The following is a 21,495-nucleotide window of genomic DNA, read 5'->3' as shown; positions in this document are numbered from 1 at the left end:
AGGGAGAAGGACACCTTTTTCATGTATTGGTATAATTGCTAAACTAAATAGTCTTATTTTCGTTTAAAAAAGAAGATATAAATACCGCTGAGAACGAGAATAACTGGCCAAAAGGAATGAAGCTCTGCTACGGTAGATTCAATAGAACCAAGCCATTGGAATAATCTATCATAAAAAAGCTGTAGCAGAGCCAAAATAAGGAATAGAACTCCGTAAAATAGCCCTGCTTTCGTTTTTTGATATTGTAGTAAATATCCAAGTGCAACAAATAAAATAATAACACCAATATGGTCAAAATGGATATTCCAATAAGATGTTAAATGGAAATGAATACCAAGTCCAGTGAATAAAATTCCTGGTATGATAGATTCATAGCTTTTTCCTCTATATGCATGAAAAATAAATGCTAATCCAATAATAATAAGCATTGTTGGCCAAGTGAAAATCGGAAAGGAAAAATGTATATCCAAAGAACTTAAAAAGAAATATAACCCAAATCCGATTAATATAACACTTGGAAACAGATGTTGTCCTTTCATCCTAAACCCTCTCTTTTCAATCAAGAAACTTGAAATATCATGATAGATTTGTTAACTTGTTTAGTGTAACTTTTAAATTAAAATAATTATAAAGTAGCTTTTCAATATTGACTAATGTTTCTTTTGATTTGGTATAAAATATAGTAGAAATGTTAATGAAAGTATAAACTAATGGTATCATAATTTTTTCGTTTCTGTTCACATTTATACTAATTTCCGAAATCAATTTAATGGTACAATGTTGTCTGGAATAGTCTAATAAAAAAATTGGGGGTGGCTTTTTTGCATATATTAGTGGTTGGTCTAAATTATAAAACAGCCCCTGTGGAAATTCGAGAAAAGCTCTCATTTCTTGAATCACAAATAGGTGAAGGAATGGTGGCTTTAAAAAGCAAAAAAAGCATACTAGAAAATGTGATTATTTCCACTTGTAATCGAACAGAAATTTATGCAGTCGTTGATCAGTTGCATACAGGGAAATATTATATAAAAGAATATTTATCTGAGTGGTTTTCTATAAATAGAGACGAGTTTGAATCATCGTTATTTTTTTATGAAAATGATGAGGCAATTCGACATTTGTATAAAGTAACCTGTGGCTTAGATTCTATGGTACTTGGAGAAACGCAAATTTTAGGTCAAGTCCGTACAAGCTTCTTGTTAGCACAGGAAAAAGCAACAGTTGGAACAGTTTTTAATCGATTGTTTAAGCAAGCCATTACGCTAGCGAAACGAGTACATACTGAAACGGAAATTGGGGCAAATGCGGTTTCTGTCAGTTATGCAGCTGTAGAATTAGGTAAGAAAATCTTCGGTAGCCTAGATGGGAAACGAGTTTTAATTATTGGGGCAGGAAAAATGAGTGAGCTAGCAATCCAAAATTTACAAGGTAGCGGTGCTAGTGAAATTAATGTTGTCAATCGCACATTTGAAACTGGAAAAAAATTAGCAGAAAAATATGGTGGTACTGCTTATGAATTTTCTGATTTACCTACAGGATTAGCAGGGGCAGATATTGTCATTAGTTCTACTGGTGCAAGTCATTATGTTCTTACGAAAGCTATGATGGAACATGTCAAAAATGCGCGTAAAGGTAATCCGATGTTTTTAGTAGATATTGCGGTTCCGAGAGATATTGATCCAGAAATAGGGGAACTTGAATCGGTATTTTTGTATGATATTGATGATCTCGAAGGAATAGTAGAAGCAAATCTACAGGAGCGGGAGCATATTGCCCAAACCATTCTTCAAATGATTGAAGAAGATCTCGAAGAATTCCAACAATGGTTAAATACGCTTGGAGTTGTTCCATTAATTGCTTCTTTACGTGAAAAAGCATTATCCATTCAAGCAGAAACAATGAAAAGCATTCAAAGAAAAATACCGGATTTAACCGAGCGCGAACAAAAGGTGATAAGTAAACATACGAAAAGTATTATTAATCAAATGTTAAAGGATCCGATTATCCAAATTAAAGAATTAGCCGGTGGCCCAAATGGGGAAGAGGCGCTCCGATTATTTCAACAAATTTTTCAACTAGATAATCCGATTCCTGCGGAAGCTACAGACAATCAAGAGATTTCTGATCCAAATTACATTACAAAAACATCATCCCTTGTTCGAGCATAAGGGAGGTTTTCCTAGTGGGAGAACAAATATTGGCGAAAATGCATGAAGGGATTGTACTTCTTTATGCATTTTCCGTTTTGTTATATTTTGTTGATTTTTTGCATCATAACCGGAAGGCGAACCGAATCGCTTTCTGGTTACTTTCTATTGTTTGGCTCCTGCAAACCTTTTTTCTGTTATTTTATATGTACGATAAAGGTCGCTTTCCAATTCTTACATTATCGGAAGGGCTTTATTTTTATGTGTGGGTGCTAATTACATTGTCATTAGCGATTAATCGATTCCTGCGGGTAGATTTTTTCGTATTTTTTACGAACGTTCTTGCATTTCTACTATTAGTAATTTATACTTTTGCACCATTTCATTGGCAATCGAATGTATTAGCTGAAAAATTAGCTTCCGAGCTTTTAATTATTCATATTATTATTTCCTTGTTAGCATATGGTGCTTTTACATTGTCGTTTATTTTTTCATTATTATATTTAATACAATATGATTTGCTAAAACAGAAGAAATGGGGAAAACGATTAATCCGGATTGGAAATTTGGCGAAATTAGAGCAATTGGCATATATTTTAAATGTTATTGGTGTGCCCTTGTTATTAAGTGGTGTTATACTAGGATTGCAATGGGCGTACATAAAAATACCCGATTTAGTGTTTTATGATTGGAAAATAATTGGTTCCTGTTTTGTTTTAATCGTGTACGGGATTTACTTATATATGAAAATCCGGAAAGAAATGATGGGCAGAAATTTAGCTTTTTTAAACATTGCAGCTTTTTTAATTGTACTAATCAATTTTTTCCTATTAGGAAAGCTGTCCCTATTTCATATTTGGTATTATTAAGAGCATGAAGAAACCAAATCAGTGTATGAGATATTAACTGATTATAAGCAGATAAAGGAGATTTCCATGAGAAAAATCATCATTGGTTCCAGAAGAAGTAAGTTAGCATTAACGCAAACACATTGGGTAATCGATCAACTAAAAAAAATCGGTGCACCATTTGAATTTGAAGTGAAGGAAATTGTAACTAAGGGAGACCAAATTCTTAACGTTACACTTTCAAAGGTTGGCGGAAAAGGGCTATTTGTTAATGAGATTGAAAACTCTATGTTAAATAAAGAGATTGATATGGCTGTACATAGCATGAAAGATATGCCAGCAGTGCTCCCACAAGGATTAACAATTGGTGCAATTCCAGAACGAGAAGATGCACGTGATGTGTTAATAGCGCGGAATAATCTTAAACTAAAGGAACTACCAGCAGGTTCGATTATAGGAACTAGTAGTTTACGCCGAAAGGCACAATTATTAGCAATTCGTCCGGATATTGAAGTAAAGTGGATTCGTGGAAATATTGATACGAGATTAAAAAAATTAGAAACTGAAGAATACGATGCCATCATTTTGGCTGCTGCAGGATTAAAGCGAATGGGCTGGTCAGATGATGTCGTGACCGAATTTTTACAAGCAGATAGCTGTATTCCAGCAGTTGGACAAGGGTCGCTTTCGATCGAGTGCCGTGCAGACGATCATGAGCTATTAGAATGGCTAAATAAAATCACATCGGAACAAACAAAACTAGCAGTGCTTGCCGAACGGGCTTTCTTAACGAAGATGGAGGGCAGCTGCCAAGTTCCAATTGGTGGCTATGCTGTAGTGAATGAAGCAAATGAAGTAGAATTAACTGCATTTGTATCCTCTCCAGATGGAAAAACCATTTTGAAGGAAAAGGTTATTGGTACAAATCCTCAGGAAATAGGGGAAGAGGCTGGCAATCGCCTTATCAATCAAGGGGCAAAGGACTTGATTGCAGATGTTATTCGTGAGTTAGAGCAATAACTTTATTGGAGATGGGAAGCAATGGAGGAGAATTTGCCGCTAGCAGGGAAGCGATGCTTAATTATGCGTAACCCTTCACAAGCTAAACAATTAGTTAATGGAATCCGCAAACTTGGCGGAGAAGCGGTCAATGTCCCGCTAATTTCCTTTAGAAAAACGATAGTAAACGAACAGGACCAGTTAATTGTAAAGAATCTTGCAACCTATGATTGGATTATTTTTACGAGTCAAAATGGTGTGAGGTTTTTTATGGAGCAATTACAGGAAAGTGATGAAAGCTTTCCAAAACATGTAAAGGTAGCTGCTGTCGGGAAAAAAACGGAACAGCTTCTTCATGATTATGGGGTAACGATTAGCTTTATCCCTAGCCAATTTACTGGAGAAGCATTAGCAGCAGAAATCATACCATATATTCAACCAATGGATACGATTTGTATCATCAAAGGAAATTTGGCAAGCAATATTATTTATGACGAATTGCGAGCGAAAACGCCTAATGTCCATGAGCTTATTATTTATGAGACATATTTACCGGAGGAAAGTAAGGAAAGGCTTGCAGCACAAATTCGCGAGGAAGCTGTTGATTTATTAGTATTTACAAGCCCATCAACAGTTCAACACTTTCTTTTAGTTATTGAGGAAAACAAGCTGCAGCAAAAGCTAATGGGAAAGATATTTGCCTGTATCGGTCCAGTAACAAAAAAGGCATTAATAACCGCAGGATTCCCAGTACATATTTGTCCAAAAATATATACTGGTGAGCAATTACTTAAAGAAACAAAACAATTTTTTGTTAGGAAATAGATCAAAAAGGACGGAGATTAAGATGAGCGACTTACAATTTAAACGTCACCGCAGATTACGGAGAACTCCTTTTATGCGTGATTTAGTTAGAGAAAATCATTTACGAATGGATGACTTTATTTATCCATTATTTGTAGTTGAAGGAGAAAAAACAAGAAATCCTGTTTCCTCTATGCCAGGTGTCGAACAAATTTCATTAGATTATTTACCACAAGAAGTCGATGAACTACTTTCTTTAGGTATTAAAGCAATCTTATTGTTTGGCGTACCAAATGATAAAGATAGCGTCGGAACAGGAGCATATCATACACATGGTATTGTCCAAGAAGCTACTAGAGTGATTAAAAAGCATGCACCTGAAATGCTTGTAGTCGCAGATACATGCTTATGTGAATATACCGATCATGGTCATTGTGGAGTTGTAGCAAATGGCGATGTATTAAATGATGAATCATTAGAGCTATTGGTAAAATCGGCAGTAAGTCAAGCAGAAGCTGGTGCCGATATTATTGCACCTTCTAATATGATGGATGGATTTGTAATTGCGATTCGCCAAGGCTTGGATGAAGCTGGCTATCGCCATATTCCAATCATGTCCTATGCTGTAAAATATGCATCCGCGTTTTATGGTCCTTTCCGTGATGCTGCGGATAGCACACCACAATTTGGTGACCGGAAAACTTACCAAATGGATCCAGCTAATAGACTCGAAGCATTACGTGAAGCTCAGTCTGATGTAGAGGAAGGGGCAGACTTCCTTATTGTAAAACCAGGATTACCTTACATGGATATTATGCGTGACGTTCGGAATGAATTTAATTTACCAGTAGTTGCTTACAATGTTAGTGGTGAATACTCAATGGTAAAAGCTGCTGCACAAAATGGCTGGATCGATGAAAAAGCAATTGTTCTAGAAATGTTAACAGGCTTTAAACGTGCCGGAGCAGATTTGATTATTACGTACTTTGCGAAGGATGTAGCGAAATATTTACAGGGGTAATTAGTCTTCATGTTTTCGATTACAAGTAATTAAATCTAAGGAGGATGTACATGCGTTCCTTTGAAAAATCTAAACAAGCATATAAAGAAGCAGTAACATTAATGCCAGGCGGAGTAAATAGCCCAGTACGTGCATTTAAAGCGGTTGACATGGATCCAATCTTTATGGAACGTGGCAAAGGCTCAAAAATATATGATATTGATGGAAATGAATATATTGACTATGTGCTTTCCTGGGGTCCGCTAATTATTGGTCATGCAGAGGATCATGTAGTGGAGGCACTGAAAAAAGTAACGGAAAATGGGACAAGCTTTGGTGCTCCTACGATAATGGAGAATAAGCTTGCACAGCTTGTGAAAGAACGGGTACCATCCATTGAAATCGTACGGATGGTGTCTTCTGGTACGGAAGCGACAATGGCTGCTATTCGACTGGCAAGAGGGTATACGAATCGTAATAAAATATTAAAATTTGAAGGATCATATCACGGTCATGGAGATTCTCTTTTAATTAAAGCAGGATCAGGTGTTGCTACACTTGGACTTCCAGATAGCCCAGGTGTTCCACAAGGAATCGCCCAAAACACGATTACCGTTCCATATAATGATTTAGATGGCGTGAAGCTTGCATTTGAAAAATACGGAGACGATCTTGCGGGAATAATTGTAGAACCGATTGCAGGAAATATGGGTGTAGTTCCACCAATTCCGGGATTTTTAGAAGGTCTTCGCGAAATTACGGAGCAATATGGGGCACTCCTTATATTTGATGAAGTAATGACAGGTTTCCGTGCCGCATATAATTGTGCACAAGGATATTTTAATGTCACTCCTGATTTAACATGTCTTGGTAAAGTTATCGGTGGTGGCCTACCAGTTGGTGCTTACGGTGGGAAAGCGGAAATTATGGAGAAAATTGCTCCAAGTGGTCCGGTATATCAAGCAGGGACATTGTCTGGTAACCCATTAGCGATGACCGCTGGTTATGAGACATTGCGTCAACTAACAGAGGAAGACTATCAAGAATTTAACCGTAAAGGAGATTTATTGGAAGACGGCTTCAAAAAAGCTGCTAGCAAGTATAATATTCCTTTTACCGTAAATCGCGCCGGTTCCATGATTGGTTTCTTCTTTACGAATGAAAAGGTCATTAATTTCGAAACAGCAAGAACTTCTAACTTACAATTTTTTGCTGAATATTATCGTGAAATGGCATTACAAGGAATCTTCTTACCACCATCCCAATTCGAAGGGCTATTCCTTTCGAAAGCCCATACGGATGAAGATATTGAAAAAACAATTCAGGCTGCAGAAAAAGCATTTGCCAAATTAATATAATTTAATAATGTTGATAAAAGAGGTGTCTAATGGAAGTCCGTTAGACATCTTTTTTATTAGGTGAATAGGGAATCTCTTGAGTGAAGGAGACGAAAAGGGAGTCCTTGGAAGTTTTTTGCATTGTAAATGGAGTTTCATTTACTCTATTAATCCGTAAGAAATGGGTTATAAATAATGTTTATCATGATAATCTCTCTTTCTTTTCCAATGGGAATCCTAGAAAAATAGCATATTTTCTAATGTTCGTTCATACAGTGTATTGATACAAGTAGACAAAATTTGATTGTGACCGGATAGAATTGAGAGGGGGATATTATGACGGACCGTTACAAACCATCAACACTTAAATTTTCATTAGACGAAGTAGTTACTTTTCGAAAAGGTGATGAAATAGCTGAGCTTATCAGTTTATCATTAGAGCCGAATGTAACCATTCAAGAATTAGATCATTATATTTCCATTCGTGGTTCCTTAGATATGAATGGAGAGTATAAAAAGAGTGAAGAAAAATTAGAAGATGATGAGGATCATTTTTCATTTTCTGGGCAAAAGTATGCAGCTGTATCGGAAACGCGAGAAGAAGGTGTATGTGACTTTTATTATGATTTTCCAGTCGACATTACCATTCCGAAAACAAGAATTCAAAGCTTAGAAGAGTTAAACATTTCCATTGACTCCTTTGATTATACGTTAACCGATAATTCCAGCTTAAAGCTAACAACAGATTTATCGATTTCCGGTGTGTATGAGGAAGATTTTACGGTAGAAGAACGTGAGGAAGAGGATGTGTACGAAGAATTTTTCTCACATGAAACATTGTATACTACACCAACGAATGAAGAAGATACATTAACACCATTTCAAGATTTCGATTTAGATAGTCGCGAGGAAAATGAAGAAGTTACCTTCACTGCGGAAGCCAAAAAAGTAGAAAGCCAAAAGGAACAAGAAGAAGAGGATATTCATGTACCAATCCATGTGCTTTATACAAAAGGGGATGAATTGGTCGAATTAGATTTACGAAAGGAAGAAACCGATCATACCAGCATAGAAGAAGATACAATAGCAGCACCAACCTTGAAGGAAGAGCAGTCTTTACCTATAGATGAAGCACAGGAGCAATTTACTAGCAGTCGTGCGGAGACAACCATTCCATCAGACGCATTTGAACAAGATGATGTACAAGAAGAAAACAGTGAACCAATCGTCGAAACAGTACCTTTTTACTCAGCAGATGAAGCTACATTTGAGGAAGAAGAAGCAGAGGAAGAGAATGAGGAATGGGAAGATTTTGATACCGTCCACCTAGAACGTAAGGAGGAACTTCATTCGGTGGAATTAGACATGAGATCTGCAGAAGAAGTGGATGAAGCGGTAAGTGTTTTAGACACTGAAAATGAATCTGTACGTAATCAAAAAAGTATTAATTATCAGCCACAGGTACAAAAGGAAACAGAAGAGCATACCATTTCGCTAACGAAATATTTTGCACGGAAAGAAGAGCATGATCGTGCGGCTAAAATGAAAATATATATTGTCCAACAAGAGGATACGCTACAATTGATTGCTGAAAAATATGATTTAAGTGTGTCGCAAATTTTGCGAATGAATCGTTTAGAGGCACATCAGGACGTATATGAAGGGCAAGTTTTATATATCCCAACAAAGTCGGAGAAATCCTATAGCTAATAATGGATGATGAATACTATATGCAAATTAATTTGAAACGGGTGTTCACCCGTTTCTTTGTATGTTCAACCATGTGTTGTTAAAGGACAGAAGAAAGCTATTGTATCGGTGGATACCATGCCAAAATTGGTGGTGGAAAATATGTATGATGCTAATGAGGATGCTATTGTTCGAGACATACTAAAGGAATATAATCTGAGACCAAGCTATTATGAAAAGATTGGGAAAGTATTTAAGGTGTATACAAATGAAAATGTCTATGCCTTAAAACGAATGGATATTCAAGATGGGAATACGTTTTTTAATTACTTGCAATATTTATACAAAAAAGGATACTATCGTATCGTTCCTTTTTACCCAACGAAAAAAGGACATTATTCCGTCCTTAGAAATCGCAAATTATTTTACTTAATGCCGTGGATTAATGATGAAAATCGTAAAGACCATAATGAAAAGACAAAGAAGATGATCCGCGAGCTTGCTAGATTACATGCTGTTACGGCAAAGGAAGTAGAAATTCAGAAAGAGATGATAACCGAGCATTATAAACAAATGAGCTTGCAATGGAAACGAGAAATCGATTATTTAGATAGATGGATGGATCAATGTGAGCAAACATGGTATAAGTCACCATTTCAGTGGGAATTTGTCCAGTATTATGATGAAATCCGAAAAGCATATGAGTTTTCATTGAGTGCGTTAGAACAATGGTATCAAAAAATACAAAATGCAGAAAAAATTAGAACGGTTCTTATCCATGGAAAATTAGCACCGGAACACTTTGTACAAGATGAAAAAGGGTATGGATATTTTATCAATCTAGAAAAATCACAAATAAATTCCCCGTTCCGAGATTTGTTACCATATTTAGCGAAGCAACTGAAAACCTACCCAAGTCAAAAAGAAGAGGTAATCGATTGGATATTAACGTATATGAAATATTATCCACTTCGAGAGGAAGAAAAGTTATTATTTAAAAGCTATCTCGCACAACCCGGTAATTTTATTCATCTTCTTGAAGGATACCAAACGAGGAGGTTATCCAATCATGAAATGAAATATACGAAACGATTGCAACATGCGTATTGGATGTTTAAAAATATCGAGTATATAGTGATGCGGATGGAGGAAATAGAGCAACAGCGGAAAACGTCAGAACAATAAAAGGAAGCGGTGGAGGACATTTTATTTTAAGCGTCTTCTACCGCATTATTTATGGCTTGGCTTTAGGCACAGGATGTGATGCATCTAGTCTGTTAGTTCAGCATTTTTATATAAATTCAATATGAAAGGCTACGGCAATAAGGACGAAAATCATTAATAGGATGACGTCGAAAGTGGTTGGTAGTAGTAGTGTGCGGATACCTTGGAAGATTGTAAAAGGGATAATTAATTGATTGGCAATTGCTCGAATCGTCCGTAGCCAAGCTGGTAATAAATATGGATTATATTTTCTACGCACTTTAGTACACACCTCCAATAAAAAATACAGCTCGTATATTTATCATATGTTTAGTTATACAAGATAAGTAGTCTTACCCTATCTTATGGCCTAATTTTAAAAAAAGTGTTTCCAGGAATGGAAAAAGATTTATAGAACATAATCATTATAGGGTAAAATTCATTGAAAAAAGAACAGTAAAACAATAATTCGTATATTTTTAAAAAAAATGGTGGATAATGATTGACGAACTCAATTATTTTTTTATAGAATATAATGTAAACTAAACAACAAATAAATGCATGGATTGGGAAGAGTACAATTTGTAGCTGTTTTATTAGAGAGGGGATTAAAGGTGAAAGATTCCTATTCAGTACAGTTGGAAGGTCGCCCATGAGCAGTTATTGTGAACGTAGAAAATGCGATTTAGTATTTCTTCTATTAGCAATAATCGGATAATATCCGTTATTTTTACTTGAGAGCAAAGTGCTTGGACTTTGTCAGGGATAAGGTACACTCTGACTTATGAACTTGTACTTTTGAATAAAGGTGGTACCGCGAACAACTCCATTCGTCCTTTAACGAATGGGGTTTTTTATTTTGTTCAGATTGGAATATATTACCAATAGTAATTATTTTTTAATAAAAGGAGGAAATGTAAATGTCAGACCAACAACTATCCATGCCTACGAAATATGATCCACAGGCAATTGAACAAGGAAGATATGACTGGTGGGTAAATGGAAAATATTTTGAAGCAAAAGATGATGAAACGAAAGAACCATATTCGATTGTAATTCCACCGCCAAATGTAACAGGTAAATTACATCTTGGTCATGCATGGGATACAACTTTGCAAGACATTATGACAAGAATGAAACGGATGCAAGGCTTTGATGTATTATGGTTACCAGGTATGGACCATGCCGGAATAGCAACACAAGCAAAAGTAGAACAAAAGCTTCGTGCCGAAGGAAAAACTCGTTATGATTTAGGTCGCGAAGGCTTCCTGAAAGAAACATGGAGCTGGAAGGAAGAGTATGCTAGTCATATTCGCGAGCAATGGGCGAAGTTAGGCTTAGGATTGGATTATAGTCGCGAACGCTTTACATTAGACGAGGGACTATCAAAGGCAGTTCGTGAAGTATTTGTAACCCTTTATAATAAAGGCTTAATTTATCGTGGAGAGTATATTATTAATTGGGATCCACAAACGAAAACTGCATTATCAGATATTGAAGTTATTTACAAAGATATTCAAGGTGCATTTTATCATTTACGCTATCCATTAAGGGATGGTAGTGGCTATATTGAAATTGCGACAACAAGACCAGAGACATTATTAGGAGATACAGCAGTTGCTGTTCATCCAGAAGATGAACGCTACAAGCATCTTATTGGCAAAACATTAATCCTACCAATCGTTGGCCGAGAAATTCCAATCATTGCCGATGAATATGTAGATATGGAATTTGGTTCAGGTGCCGTGAAAATTACACCTGCCCATGACCCGAATGATTTCGAGGTAGGTAATCGTCATAATCTTGAGCGCATTCTTGTAATGAACGAAGATGGCACAATGAATAAAAAAGCTGGTAAATATGAAGGAATGGACCGCTTTGCTTGCCGTAAACAAATCGTAAAAGATTTACAGGAGGCAGGAGTACTTGTAAAAATTGAAGAAATGGTTCATTCCGTTGGACATTCTGAAAGAAGTGATGCAGTTGTTGAACCATATTTATCCACACAATGGTTCGTAAAAATGCAGCCACTTGCAGATGCCGCTATTCAATTACAAACTGGGGATGATAAGGTTCAATTCGTACCAGATCGCTTTGAGAAAAACTATCTTCGCTGGATGGAAAATACACGTGATTGGTGTATTTCACGGCAATTATGGTGGGGCCACCGAATTCCTGCATGGTATCATAAAGAAACAGGTGAAATTTATGTAGGAAATGAAGCTCCAGCCGATGAAGAAAATTGGAAGCAAGATCCCGATGTATTGGATACATGGTTCAGCTCGGCATTATGGCCATTTTCTACAATGGGTTGGCCAGATCGGGAGGCTAGTGACTTAAAACGGTATTATCCAACAAATGCCCTTGTAACTGGATATGATATTATCGGCTTCTGGGTATCCCGAATGATTTTCCAAGCGATTGAATTTACGGGTACGAAACCATTTGATGATGTACTAATCCACGGGTTAGTTCGTGATGAGCAAGGTCGCAAAATGAGTAAATCACTTGGTAATGGTGTTGATCCAATGGAAGTAATTGACCAATATGGTGCCGATTCCTTACGCTATTTCCTTGCAACAGGATCAGCTCCAGGTCAGGATTTACGTTATAGTACAGAAAAAGTAGAATCGATTTGGAATTTCGCAAACAAAATTTGGAATGCCTCCAGGTTTGCATTAATGAATATGGATGGAATGACATATGAAGAAATTGATTTATCTGGTGAAAAATCAGTAGCCGATAAATGGATTCTTACACGATTAAATGAAACGATTGATAGTGTAACAAAACTTGCGGAGAAGTATGAGTTTGGCGAAGTAGGTAGAGCATTGTATAACTTCATCTGGGATGATTTCTGTGACTGGTATATTGAAATGGCAAAATTACCTTTATACGGTGAAGATGAAGCAGCTAAGAAAACAACACGTTCTATTTTAGCATATGTTTTAGACCAAACAATGCGCTTACTACATCCATTCATGCCGTTTATTACAGAGGAAATTTGGCAAAACTTGCCACATGAAGGAGAATCGATTACAACTGCTTCTTGGCCACAAGTTCGTGCAGAATTTTCGGATGAAAAAGCAGCACAGGACATGAAATTATTAGTGGAAATTATTCGCTCTGTACGGAATATCCGCTCAGAAGTAAATACACCAATGAGCAAAAAAATCAACATGCTGATTAAAGCAAATGATCCAGCGACTGAAGCTACTTTATTGGAAAATCAATCCTATTTAGAACGCTTCTGTAATCCAGAGCAATTGACGATTGCGACATCGATCGAAGCACAGGAAAAAGCAATGACAGCTGTTGTAACTGGAGCAGAAATTTTCCTACCATTAGCTGGCTTAATTAATATCGAGGAAGAAATTGCTCGCTTAGAAAAAGAACTAGCAAAATTAAATCAAGAAGTTGATCGTGTACAAAAGAAACTAAGCAATGAGAAATTTATTTCGAAAGCTCCTGAAAAAGTAGTAGAGGAAGAGCGAGCAAAAGAAAAGGATTATATCGAAAAACGGGATATTGTTCAGCTTAGAATTGCTGATTTAAAGGGAATGTAATTCCTAAAAAGGAAATGAAATAATACGATAGTAAAGATAAAGAAGGCGAATCTATATTGGTAGGTTCGTCTTCTTATATAAACAAAATATCAGTAAAATAATAAAATTTTACAGTAAATTTCGTTTGTTTCTTATAGAATAGATACGATGGGAAGTTTTATGATTTTTTTCAATGGAGGACTTTCATATGTTTTATACAGGTAAAGAAGTAGAAAATTGGGTGAATAATCGTTTAAAACTAGGCATTAAACCAGGATTAAAAAGAATGGAATGGATGATGGAGCGGTTAAATCATCCAGAACATCATATAAAAACGGTACATATTGGCGGAACAAACGGAAAAGGATCGACGACGACCTTTTTACGTTCGATTTTACAGGCCGCTGGTTATCAAGTTGGAACTTTTACATCTCCGTATTTTGAAAAATTTAATGATCGAATTTGTGCGAATGGAGTTCCGATTTCCGATGAGGATTTAATTCAAATTGCCAATGTTATTCTGCCTTTAGCAGAGGAGTTAGGAAATACCGAATTAGGAGAGCCTACCGAATTCGAAATTATTACAGCAATTGGCTTTTATTACTTTGCAAAGGTTAATCCAGTAGATATTGCATTAATTGAGGTAGGGTTAGGTGGACGATTGGATTCCACCAATATTATCCATCCATTAGTATCGGTTATTACAACGATTGGCTATGACCATATGCATATTTTAGGAAACACATTAGCAGAGATAGCATTTGAAAAGGCAGGCATTATTAAAAGTGGTGTACCACTAATCACTGGGGTAAAAAATGAGGAAGCACTACCAGTTATTTTAGAGCAAGCAAAAACAAAAAAAGCGCCAATATATGCTTTAGGTAAACAATTTACCGTAACAGATTTAGGTCCGGATCATCATGGAGAATCCTTCTCCGTAAGCACTGCTTTTATGCATTATGAGAATTTACAGCTTTCTATGCTAGGACAGCATCAAATTGAAAATGCTGCATTAGCAGTAATGGCTGCCCAAATCTTAAAAGAATTTTATGCATTTTTAATTGACGATGAGAATATCCAAAACGGATTAGCAAAAGCGTACTGGCCAGGTCGTTTTGAAGTTGTTAGCAACAACCCAGTTATTATTATGGATGGGGCTCATAATAAGGAAGGAATGGAAAGCTTTGTACGTTCATTGCAACGCCATTATCCTAATAAACGTGGAACCATTTTATTTGCAGCGATGAAGGATAAACCGCTTGATGAAATGATTGGCTTATTGGATAAGCTCCCATATGAATTAGTATTCACGGAAATTGATTATCCAAGAGCAGCTAAAGCAGAGGAACTTTATCAGCTTTCCCGAGCCGAAATGAAGCAAGCAAGAACGGATTGGAAATCCGTAATTTTGGAAAAAATCGAGCAGATGGATAAAGAAGAACTATTAATATTAACCGGTTCCCTTTATTTTCTTTCCGAAGCGAAGCCCTTTTTATTAAATTTTAGATAAAATTTGGAAATAAGAATATGACAAAAATTCTATTATTTGATAAAATATTCATAACCTTTCTTTTTAGGATGTTTCAACTATTCTATTAATTTAACGAATTCTATCATAGTTTCCTTGTATGTCGTTGCATACAAGCTTCACTCTCAATTTAACGTTACGAACTTGTATTGTACAACTAATGGATAGGTATTTCATAGCGGATGGAGATTGCGTCTTCGCATACTACCTCTTTTAAGGGTGGGAGAGATAAATTGGTCTTAGATAAAAAAATACAATATTTTATTTGGATAGCTTGGGTGATTATATTCCCGGCAGGACTGTGGATTTGTCATGAGCTAGAACCACCAACATTAGATTTAATAAATACAGATTTTTATATTTTTGTTTTGTTAATGATTCCTGCGGCACTTATTCCAATCATTATTAATAAAACATTACTATCTGTTATTCAATGGATTACCCTTGCCGTTTTTTTGAAATTTGGTCTATATGCGGAGCTGATTTTAGGACAAATTGTCGTTTTACTAGTTTTGTCACGTGTACATCTTACGAAAGATCAACTGTATCGTTTTCCATTAAATTCTTCCATGTTTGTTATCGTTTCAATAGTAAGTGCATGTGTATATTATTTACTAGGTGGCACACATGAAACTTCTGCTATAAGTAATTTATCTTTTATTCGTTTGGCTGCAATTTATTTAGCTGTATATTTTTTCTTAAATCAATTCATGATCTTTTTCTGCTATCGATTGTTGTTTAAAGAGAAAGTATCTATTTTTAGTGCGGAATTACTTTGGGAATCCTTAATTCAAATTGTAACCTTTCCGATTGGGATTATATTATACTTTTTGTACAATAACATCGGTATTATTAGTGCCGTTTTAATTGGATTCCCTGTGATTAGTATGTTATTAGTATTAAAATACTATAATACAACGAAGCAAATGAATAATCATTTACAAAAAGCAGTGGAATTTGGCCACCAATTAACCGAACGGTTGAAATCAAATGAAGTATTAGAAGTATTTATTCATAATTTATTAAAGATGTTTCCGATTGATTATCTTTATATATTAGATAATGTCAATGGAGAGCAATTGGAGCTAATTCATAGCTATGAAAATGGGGAAAATGTCGACATTGAATCCTCTCCCATTCGAAAATTTGATGGTATTGCTGGGATGGTATGGGCAAATGAAGAGGCAGTATTATTCGGTGAAAAAAAAGAGTGGGAAAAGCTTTCATCAGGATATATTCCTAACGATATGGAAAGCGTGCTTACCGTGCCAATGATGAAAAATAATGAAGTAACCGGTGTTTTGACAATTGGTACGAAACGGAAAAGAACGTATGAAAAATATCATTTAATGATTATCGATATTCTCTGCTCGTATTTAGCGATTGCTTTTGAAAATGCACGCCATTATGAGCGGACGAAATTTCAAAGTGAGCGTTGCCAGCTAACCAATTTATATAATGCTCGAGTGTTTACGGAAAAATTAGAAGAGAACTTTGATAAATTGAATAATGGTGAGGTAGATGGACTTTCCTTACTATTAATTGATATCGATCATTTTAAAATGGTAAACGATACTTATGGTCATCAAAGTGGGGATGAAATACTAATTCAAGTAGCAGATTTACTAAAAAATATTGTAAATGTAAAAGGTTTACTCGCAAGATATGGTGGCGAAGAATTTGTCATTTTGCTACCTAATGTCAATAAAGAAGACGCAGATCTTTTTGCCGAACGCATTCGCGAAACAATTGAAAATCGTACGTTTACGATGTACGATAATCTTTCGGATACTCGGAGAAAGCTTACAGCACGCATTACGGTGAGTATTGGTGTTGCTTCCTCACCTACCGATACGGATGACCCAATGGCGTTACTGCGCTATGCTGACCGGGCACTGTATATTGGTGCGAAAAGGGTAGGTAGGAATAAGGCTGCGAAATATGTGAGTTAATCAAAAAATGCCTGGCTCTTAGAAATGAATGAGTCGGGCATTTTTGATCTTTTCGTTAGCTTATTTGGCTGATTGGATTATGACGAATAGCTTTTTCTAATCACTTGCGGCTAATGATTCTTTTAATGGTTTCCGCTTAATAATGGTAATCAAATTCCTTGATTATTTTTGGTGTGCCCCAAATGATTTGTGTGTTTCCGCTATCCTCCCCGCCAGATGAACTTTGAGGGCATTCCGTTGCAAATTTAGTAGAATCGGTAATGACGCGTGGGTCGTTACTTGATTTTGCATATACGTTACTTTTCCCATTCGAATTATTATTATAATTATTTTCTATCGTAAGCTTACCATTCACGCAAATCTTCGAATTATCGCCAATATCAATTCCTTTAATAGTGGCATTCGAACCAATATAAATTTTCGAATCGACCATCCCATTGATCTGCCCAATCTCTCCAGTTCCACCAATATAAATACTCGATTTATATAGCTTCGTATTATCCATTTTCCCGTTTCCGCCAATTTCCAGTGTGGAATAGTTCAATCCATTGCCATTAAAATGCCCGAAAGTACCATCACCACTTACATGTAAGCTGACATAATTTTGACTGTTCATGTTCTCGGTTGTCATTTTTCCTAATATATATAATGTCGAACGATTTATTTCATAATTCATATTTGGCAAATATAGTTCCCCAGTGACTTTATAGACTGCACCATTAAAGACTAATTGATCATTATTATCATAACGAATAGTACCAACTAATTGGCAGGAAAAGTTTATTGTGTATACATTTTTTGGACATGTTGCTAAATTACTTCCAGGATCATTTATTTTGTTTCCTGTTGGCATATCGTTAGGATTTCCTTCGTTTTCTCCTGTTGCTTCCTTTTCAATGGTAATCCAATTACCCACATCAATGATTAACGTACCATCAATCCTTGTAGTAGCGTTGTCCTCCATACCATTACTCGCATAAGTAATAGAAATTTTATCCTTATCCTTTGTTACGGTAATATGATCAATTGCAAACGATGCAGAAGATTTCGTATCAATTACTTTCGCCAGTGGAACAGCGGGCGTTTCGATTAACCGCTGATTTAAGAAATTTTTCACCATTGTTACCGCACTGTCCATTGTTATATCCGTTTGCTCGGGAGCATTTTCATTAATGGAGTATAGTTCGTTCAGTACTATTTGTTGAAAATAAGCTGCCCCCATTTCTGCTAGGTCAACGGATTGTGATTTTGTTTCTACTGCACCATTTTGCTTCATACTGGTAGTAGATTGGGTGAGAAAGGCTAGTGATAGAATCGTAAAAATGGTAATAATAAATAATACAGTAACTAGCGCATATCCATTGTTATCGTTTAACAGTCGTTTCATCTTATTCACCATTCTTTAATCGGTATAATATCGTATCAATGCTTATTGTATTGCTTGTGTCATTTTTATCGGTAACAGTAACCGTTAACGTGGCGTCCTCTATGTCTGGGTTTACCGAAATTGTACCAGGATGATCGGAATGTATACATAATTGTGGATGCTCATATATTTTTGAATCCGTCCCATTACTTACGGTTATTTTACAATTGGCCGAATTTATCGTATAAGATTGCTCAGAATAACGATGGAAACTTTCTAAGTCCGTAATAATATAATTTATTTCCTGTTGCATTTGATTTTTCGTTAGTGAAGTTTGAGAGAAATGAAACCCTTGAAAAAAAACACTCCAAATAATCCCACTGACGATAGTGAGAAGAACAATTGCTGCAAGCACTTCTAATAAAGTAAAGCCTTGTTCCTTTTGCTTCATATTCTACTCCTCCACCAAAATATATCCATAACTTTCACTGACAACAGAATGATTACCACCATACAATTGCACATGGATTTGATGTGCCTTTGTGGGATTTGTATTAATATCAGATTGCTTTGCTATCGTAATTGCTACTTGCCAATCGCCTTTAGGAAATGCTGCATAGTAATCGTTGGTCCGCTCCGACAGATAATCGGGTTTTTTATGTAACGTTGGTTTGGCAAGGAAGCTGATAATCTCTTCTTTCCTTTGCCATTCTACTAAAATTTCTTTCGCTGTATTAATCGCTTGTGTTTTTTCTTGATTTTTTTGATTGATAAATCCCATTTGTGGAAAGATATACATCATGGAAACTAAGATTATGGATAATATAACGATAGAAACTAATATTTCTAATAATGTTACCCCTTGTTGATTTAACATTTTCTTTCTTGTCATGGTGGAATGACTCCTTAGCTTTTCTATCATTTAAAAATTTTATTAATTAGTTGCTATTTAGTAAGTAGAATGTAGTATGAATATATGGCTCCCGCTTATCTTCAAGTCTTTGTCTGTCCATTTTCTATTTCTTATCTAAAGAATGTCAACTACATTTTAGAAAATAGACCTTATGAAAAAAATAAATCTTGCGTTACGCCAACTACATGGTATAATTTTCCTATTTGTAAGCTCCTTTATTATTTTCCAGTAATTTAATATTAATTGCTGAAAACACGGAATACATATATAAATTATTCGTCTATTCTATTTTCTATCATATAATATTCCAAAGTTAAAACATATATATTTTGTAAAAATAATAAGAAAAAAGTCCTAGGAATTTTTTCCTAAAAACGATTGCCAAATGGTACATTCAATTATAAAATGAATGGAAATATTAAACGTTATAAGAATGTTAATAAACAAAAATTTCATAAAAATTCAGGAGTCTTTCTTTTATTTAACGTTTTAGGAGGTGTAGCATATATGGCTAGAAAACGATTAGGTGATTTGTTAGTGGAGGCAGGAATTATTTCCGATGTCCAATTGCGAGAAACTTTAGCAAACAAATCAGTGGAGGAAAAGCTAGGAGATGCGTTAATAAGAGAAGGATACATAACCGAGCATCAATTGATCGAAGTATTAGAATTTCAGCTAGGAATTCCACATATTAGTATTCATCAATATTCGATTGAACCAGAAGCAATCCAAGTGGTACCAAAGGAACTTGCAAAAAGACATTTTCTCATGCCGATTCGCATTGATAAAAATCGTTTGCTAGTAGCAATGGCAGATCCGATGGATTATTTCGCGATTGAAGAGCTGCGGATGGCTACAGGCTATCATATTGAACCTGGGATTGCGACGAAGGATGAGCTTTATCGTGCGATTACGAAATACTATGATTTGCAAGAGTCAATGGAGGAATTAATGAATGAATACTCTCCTCAGGAAACGATTGATGAGGCGAGGGTTCACGATGATGATTCTCCAATTGTCCGATTGGTCAACCAAATTATAGCCAACGGTCTAGCACAGCGAGCTAGTGACATCCACTTTGATCCACAGGAAACCGAATTACGTGTTCGCTATCGAGTAGATGGACAATTACGGACTGAACGAACATTGCCAAAGCATATGCAGAACATAATTACTGCGAGAATTAAAATAATGGCGAACTTAAATATTACTGAAAGCAGGTTACCGCAAGATGGTCGAATGAAATCAACGATTCAATTTCGCCAAGTAGATATCCGCGTATCGACACTTCCTACGATCTTCGGGGAAAAAGTAGTGTTACGAATTTTAGACTTAGGAAACGTATTAAGTAGTATTGATAAAATTGGATTTTCCTCTGATAATCGAGAGAAATTTTTAGAGATGATTCAAAAACCGAACGGAATCGTTCTTATCACAGGTCCTACTGGATCAGGGAAATCTTCTACTTTGTATGCAGCACTAAATCAACTGAATGAAGAAGAAGTCAACATTATTACGGTAGAAGATCCAGTGGAATATCAGCTGGAGGGAATAAATCAAATTCAAGTGAATGAAGATATTGGTTTAACCTTTGCTAATGGACTTCGCTCGATTTTACGACAAGATCCAGACATTGTAATGCTAGGAGAGATTCGCGATACAGAAACTGCCCAAATAGCAATCCGAGCCTCTCTTACTGGGCACTTAGTATTGAGTACAGTCCATACGAATAGTGCGGTTGCAGCTCTTACAAGATTAATTGATATGGGTATCGAACCATTTTTAATATCCTCATCGATTAATGGGATTGTTGCGCAACGTTTAGTTCGGAGAGTTTGTCGAGATTGTGCGGAAGAGATAGAGCCTAGTGCGCGGGAAAGAGAGATCTTTGCTGGAAGAGGCATTGCAATCGAAAAGGTGACAATCGGGAAGGGCTGTCCGAGCTGTAATACGACAGGTTATCGTGGTCGGATTCCTATTCATGAGGTATTGTCCGTCAATGATGATATCCGCAGGCTAATTGCTGATGCTGCATCAACGTCAGTCGTTCGAAAATATGTCCGAGAGCAAGGCATGAAATTTTTAATAGATGATGGGTTAGAAAAGGTGCAGCAAGGATTAACGACAACAGAGGAAATTTTACGTGTAGCGGGTATGGATTAGG

Annotated in this window: 17 protein-coding genes and 1 other annotated feature; of the genes, 12 read left to right on the top strand and 5 right to left on the bottom strand. The window is 36.0% G+C overall.

The annotated features are described in order from the left end of the window. Positions 1–53 precede the first annotated feature (53 nt). The gene (locus OEV98_RS10745; protein WP_263073275.1) at positions 54–539 is read right to left on the bottom strand and encodes a LiaI-LiaF-like domain-containing protein; all 486 of its coding nucleotides are present in this window, start codon (positions 537–539) and stop codon (positions 54–56) included. A 282-nt stretch (positions 540–821) separates the two neighbouring features. Here OEV98_RS10745 and hemA point away from each other — a divergent pair, with 282 nt between their 5' ends. The 8 genes from hemA (at position 822) to ysxE (ending at position 10,009) form a co-directional block, all read left to right on the top strand. After that, positions 822–2,168, top strand: coding sequence for a glutamyl-tRNA reductase (hemA, locus tag OEV98_RS10740; RefSeq protein ID WP_263073274.1), 1,347 nt, complete (start codon positions 822–824; stop codon positions 2,166–2,168). A gap of 14 nt (positions 2,169–2,182) precedes the next feature. Next, positions 2,183–3,016: a cytochrome c biogenesis protein gene (ccsA, locus tag OEV98_RS10735; RefSeq protein WP_263073273.1), complete on the top strand. Its 834-nt coding sequence runs from the start codon at positions 2,183–2,185 to the stop codon at positions 3,014–3,016. A gap of 66 nt (positions 3,017–3,082) precedes the next feature. Continuing rightward, entirely contained in the window at positions 3,083–4,015 is a 933-nt protein-coding gene (gene hemC / locus OEV98_RS10730) for a hydroxymethylbilane synthase (RefSeq protein WP_263073272.1), read from the top strand. A gap of 21 nt (positions 4,016–4,036) precedes the next feature. Then, the gene (locus OEV98_RS10725) at positions 4,037–4,819 is read left to right on the top strand and encodes a uroporphyrinogen-III synthase (protein WP_263073271.1); all 783 of its coding nucleotides are present in this window, start codon (positions 4,037–4,039) and stop codon (positions 4,817–4,819) included. A gap of 22 nt (positions 4,820–4,841) precedes the next feature. Further along, positions 4,842–5,819: a porphobilinogen synthase gene (gene hemB, locus OEV98_RS10720; RefSeq protein ID WP_263073270.1), complete on the top strand. Its 978-nt coding sequence runs from the start codon at positions 4,842–4,844 to the stop codon at positions 5,817–5,819. A 50-nt stretch (positions 5,820–5,869) separates the two neighbouring features. Next, complete coding sequence (gene hemL / locus OEV98_RS10715; RefSeq protein WP_263073269.1) at positions 5,870–7,156, top strand: glutamate-1-semialdehyde 2,1-aminomutase; 1,287 nt, start codon at positions 5,870–5,872, stop codon at positions 7,154–7,156. Positions 7,157–7,471: 315 nt separating this feature from the next. Next, on the top strand, positions 7,472–8,845 hold the full coding sequence (locus OEV98_RS10710) for a LysM peptidoglycan-binding domain-containing protein (protein ID WP_263073268.1): 1,374 nt from the start codon (positions 7,472–7,474) through the stop codon (positions 8,843–8,845). Between the two features lie 117 nt (positions 8,846–8,962). Further along, a complete protein-coding gene (gene ysxE / locus OEV98_RS10705; RefSeq protein ID WP_263073267.1) occupies positions 8,963–10,009 on the top strand; it encodes a spore coat protein YsxE in 1,047 nt (348 codons plus the stop codon). A 106-nt stretch (positions 10,010–10,115) separates the two neighbouring features. On the opposite strand, the gene OEV98_RS10700 is transcribed toward ysxE, so the two are convergent. After that, complete coding sequence (locus OEV98_RS10700) at positions 10,116–10,307, bottom strand: hypothetical protein (protein ID WP_263073266.1); 192 nt, start codon at positions 10,305–10,307, stop codon at positions 10,116–10,118. Positions 10,308–10,580: 273 nt separating this feature from the next. After that, positions 10,581–10,868, top strand: a binding site (T-box leader). Between the two features lie 79 nt (positions 10,869–10,947). On the opposite strand from OEV98_RS10700, the gene OEV98_RS10695 reads away from it, so the two are divergent. The 3 genes from OEV98_RS10695 (at position 10,948) to OEV98_RS10685 (ending at position 17,052) form a co-directional block, all read left to right on the top strand. Then, the gene (locus tag OEV98_RS10695; protein ID WP_263073265.1) at positions 10,948–13,593 is read left to right on the top strand and encodes a valine--tRNA ligase; all 2,646 of its coding nucleotides are present in this window, start codon (positions 10,948–10,950) and stop codon (positions 13,591–13,593) included. 187 nt (positions 13,594–13,780) lie between these two features. Beyond that, on the top strand, positions 13,781–15,082 hold the full coding sequence (locus OEV98_RS10690) for a bifunctional folylpolyglutamate synthase/dihydrofolate synthase (RefSeq protein WP_263073264.1): 1,302 nt from the start codon (positions 13,781–13,783) through the stop codon (positions 15,080–15,082). A gap of 251 nt (positions 15,083–15,333) precedes the next feature. Next, on the top strand, positions 15,334–17,052 hold the full coding sequence (locus OEV98_RS10685; RefSeq protein ID WP_263073263.1) for a sensor domain-containing diguanylate cyclase: 1,719 nt from the start codon (positions 15,334–15,336) through the stop codon (positions 17,050–17,052). A gap of 136 nt (positions 17,053–17,188) precedes the next feature. Here the strand turns inward: OEV98_RS10685 and OEV98_RS10680 are convergent, their stop codons facing one another. The 3 genes from OEV98_RS10680 to OEV98_RS10670 are packed head-to-tail and all read right to left on the bottom strand — an operon-like array spanning position 17,189 to position 19,310. Beyond that, entirely contained in the window at positions 17,189–18,439 is a 1,251-nt protein-coding gene (locus OEV98_RS10680; RefSeq protein ID WP_263073262.1) for a hypothetical protein, read from the bottom strand. 1 nt (position 18,440) lies between these two features. Continuing rightward, positions 18,441–18,869: a prepilin-type N-terminal cleavage/methylation domain-containing protein gene (locus OEV98_RS10675; protein ID WP_263073261.1), complete on the bottom strand. Its 429-nt coding sequence runs from the start codon at positions 18,867–18,869 to the stop codon at positions 18,441–18,443. A 3-nt stretch (positions 18,870–18,872) separates the two neighbouring features. Next, positions 18,873–19,310: a type IV pilus modification PilV family protein gene (locus OEV98_RS10670; RefSeq protein WP_263073260.1), complete on the bottom strand. Its 438-nt coding sequence runs from the start codon at positions 19,308–19,310 to the stop codon at positions 18,873–18,875. Between the two features lie 528 nt (positions 19,311–19,838). Between OEV98_RS10670 and OEV98_RS10665 the strand changes: the two genes are divergently transcribed. Then, complete coding sequence (locus OEV98_RS10665; RefSeq protein WP_263073259.1) at positions 19,839–21,494, top strand: GspE/PulE family protein; 1,656 nt, start codon at positions 19,839–19,841, stop codon at positions 21,492–21,494. Position 21,495: the final 1 nt, after the last annotated feature.

Source organism: Perspicuibacillus lycopersici, assembly GCF_025660475.1.
In the GTDB taxonomy this organism is placed as follows: Bacteria; Bacillota; Bacilli; order Bacillales; family Caldibacillaceae; genus Perspicuibacillus; species Perspicuibacillus lycopersici.
Note: the sequence above shows the minus strand (reverse complement) of the source record. Positions and strands in the feature narration are given on the sequence as shown.

Excerpts from the sequence above, each read along its gene's own strand:
- OEV98_RS10690 (WP_263073264.1), top strand. The coding sequence starts at position 13,781 with ATGTTTTATACAGGTAAAGAAGTAGAAAATTGGGTGAATAATCGTTTA.
- OEV98_RS10745 (WP_263073275.1), bottom strand. The coding sequence starts at position 539 with ATGAAAGGACAACATCTGTTTCCAAGTGTTATATTAATCGGATTTGGG.
- hemB (WP_263073270.1), top strand. The coding sequence starts at position 4,842 with ATGAGCGACTTACAATTTAAACGTCACCGCAGATTACGGAGAACTCCT.
- OEV98_RS10680 (WP_263073262.1), bottom strand. The coding sequence starts at position 18,439 with ATGAAACGACTGTTAAACGATAACAATGGATATGCGCTAGTTACTGTA.
- OEV98_RS10725 (WP_263073271.1), top strand. The coding sequence starts at position 4,037 with ATGGAGGAGAATTTGCCGCTAGCAGGGAAGCGATGCTTAATTATGCGT.
- OEV98_RS10695 (WP_263073265.1), top strand. The coding sequence starts at position 10,948 with ATGTCAGACCAACAACTATCCATGCCTACGAAATATGATCCACAGGCA.
- OEV98_RS10675 (WP_263073261.1), bottom strand. The coding sequence starts at position 18,869 with ATGAAGCAAAAGGAACAAGGCTTTACTTTATTAGAAGTGCTTGCAGCA.
- OEV98_RS10670 (WP_263073260.1), bottom strand. The coding sequence starts at position 19,310 with ATGACAAGAAAGAAAATGTTAAATCAACAAGGGGTAACATTATTAGAA.
- OEV98_RS10710 (WP_263073268.1), top strand. The coding sequence starts at position 7,472 with ATGACGGACCGTTACAAACCATCAACACTTAAATTTTCATTAGACGAA.
- hemC (WP_263073272.1), top strand. The coding sequence starts at position 3,083 with ATGAGAAAAATCATCATTGGTTCCAGAAGAAGTAAGTTAGCATTAACG.
- ysxE (WP_263073267.1), top strand. The coding sequence starts at position 8,963 with ATGCCAAAATTGGTGGTGGAAAATATGTATGATGCTAATGAGGATGCT.
- OEV98_RS10665 (WP_263073259.1), top strand. The coding sequence starts at position 19,839 with ATGGCTAGAAAACGATTAGGTGATTTGTTAGTGGAGGCAGGAATTATT.
- hemL (WP_263073269.1), top strand. The coding sequence starts at position 5,870 with ATGCGTTCCTTTGAAAAATCTAAACAAGCATATAAAGAAGCAGTAACA.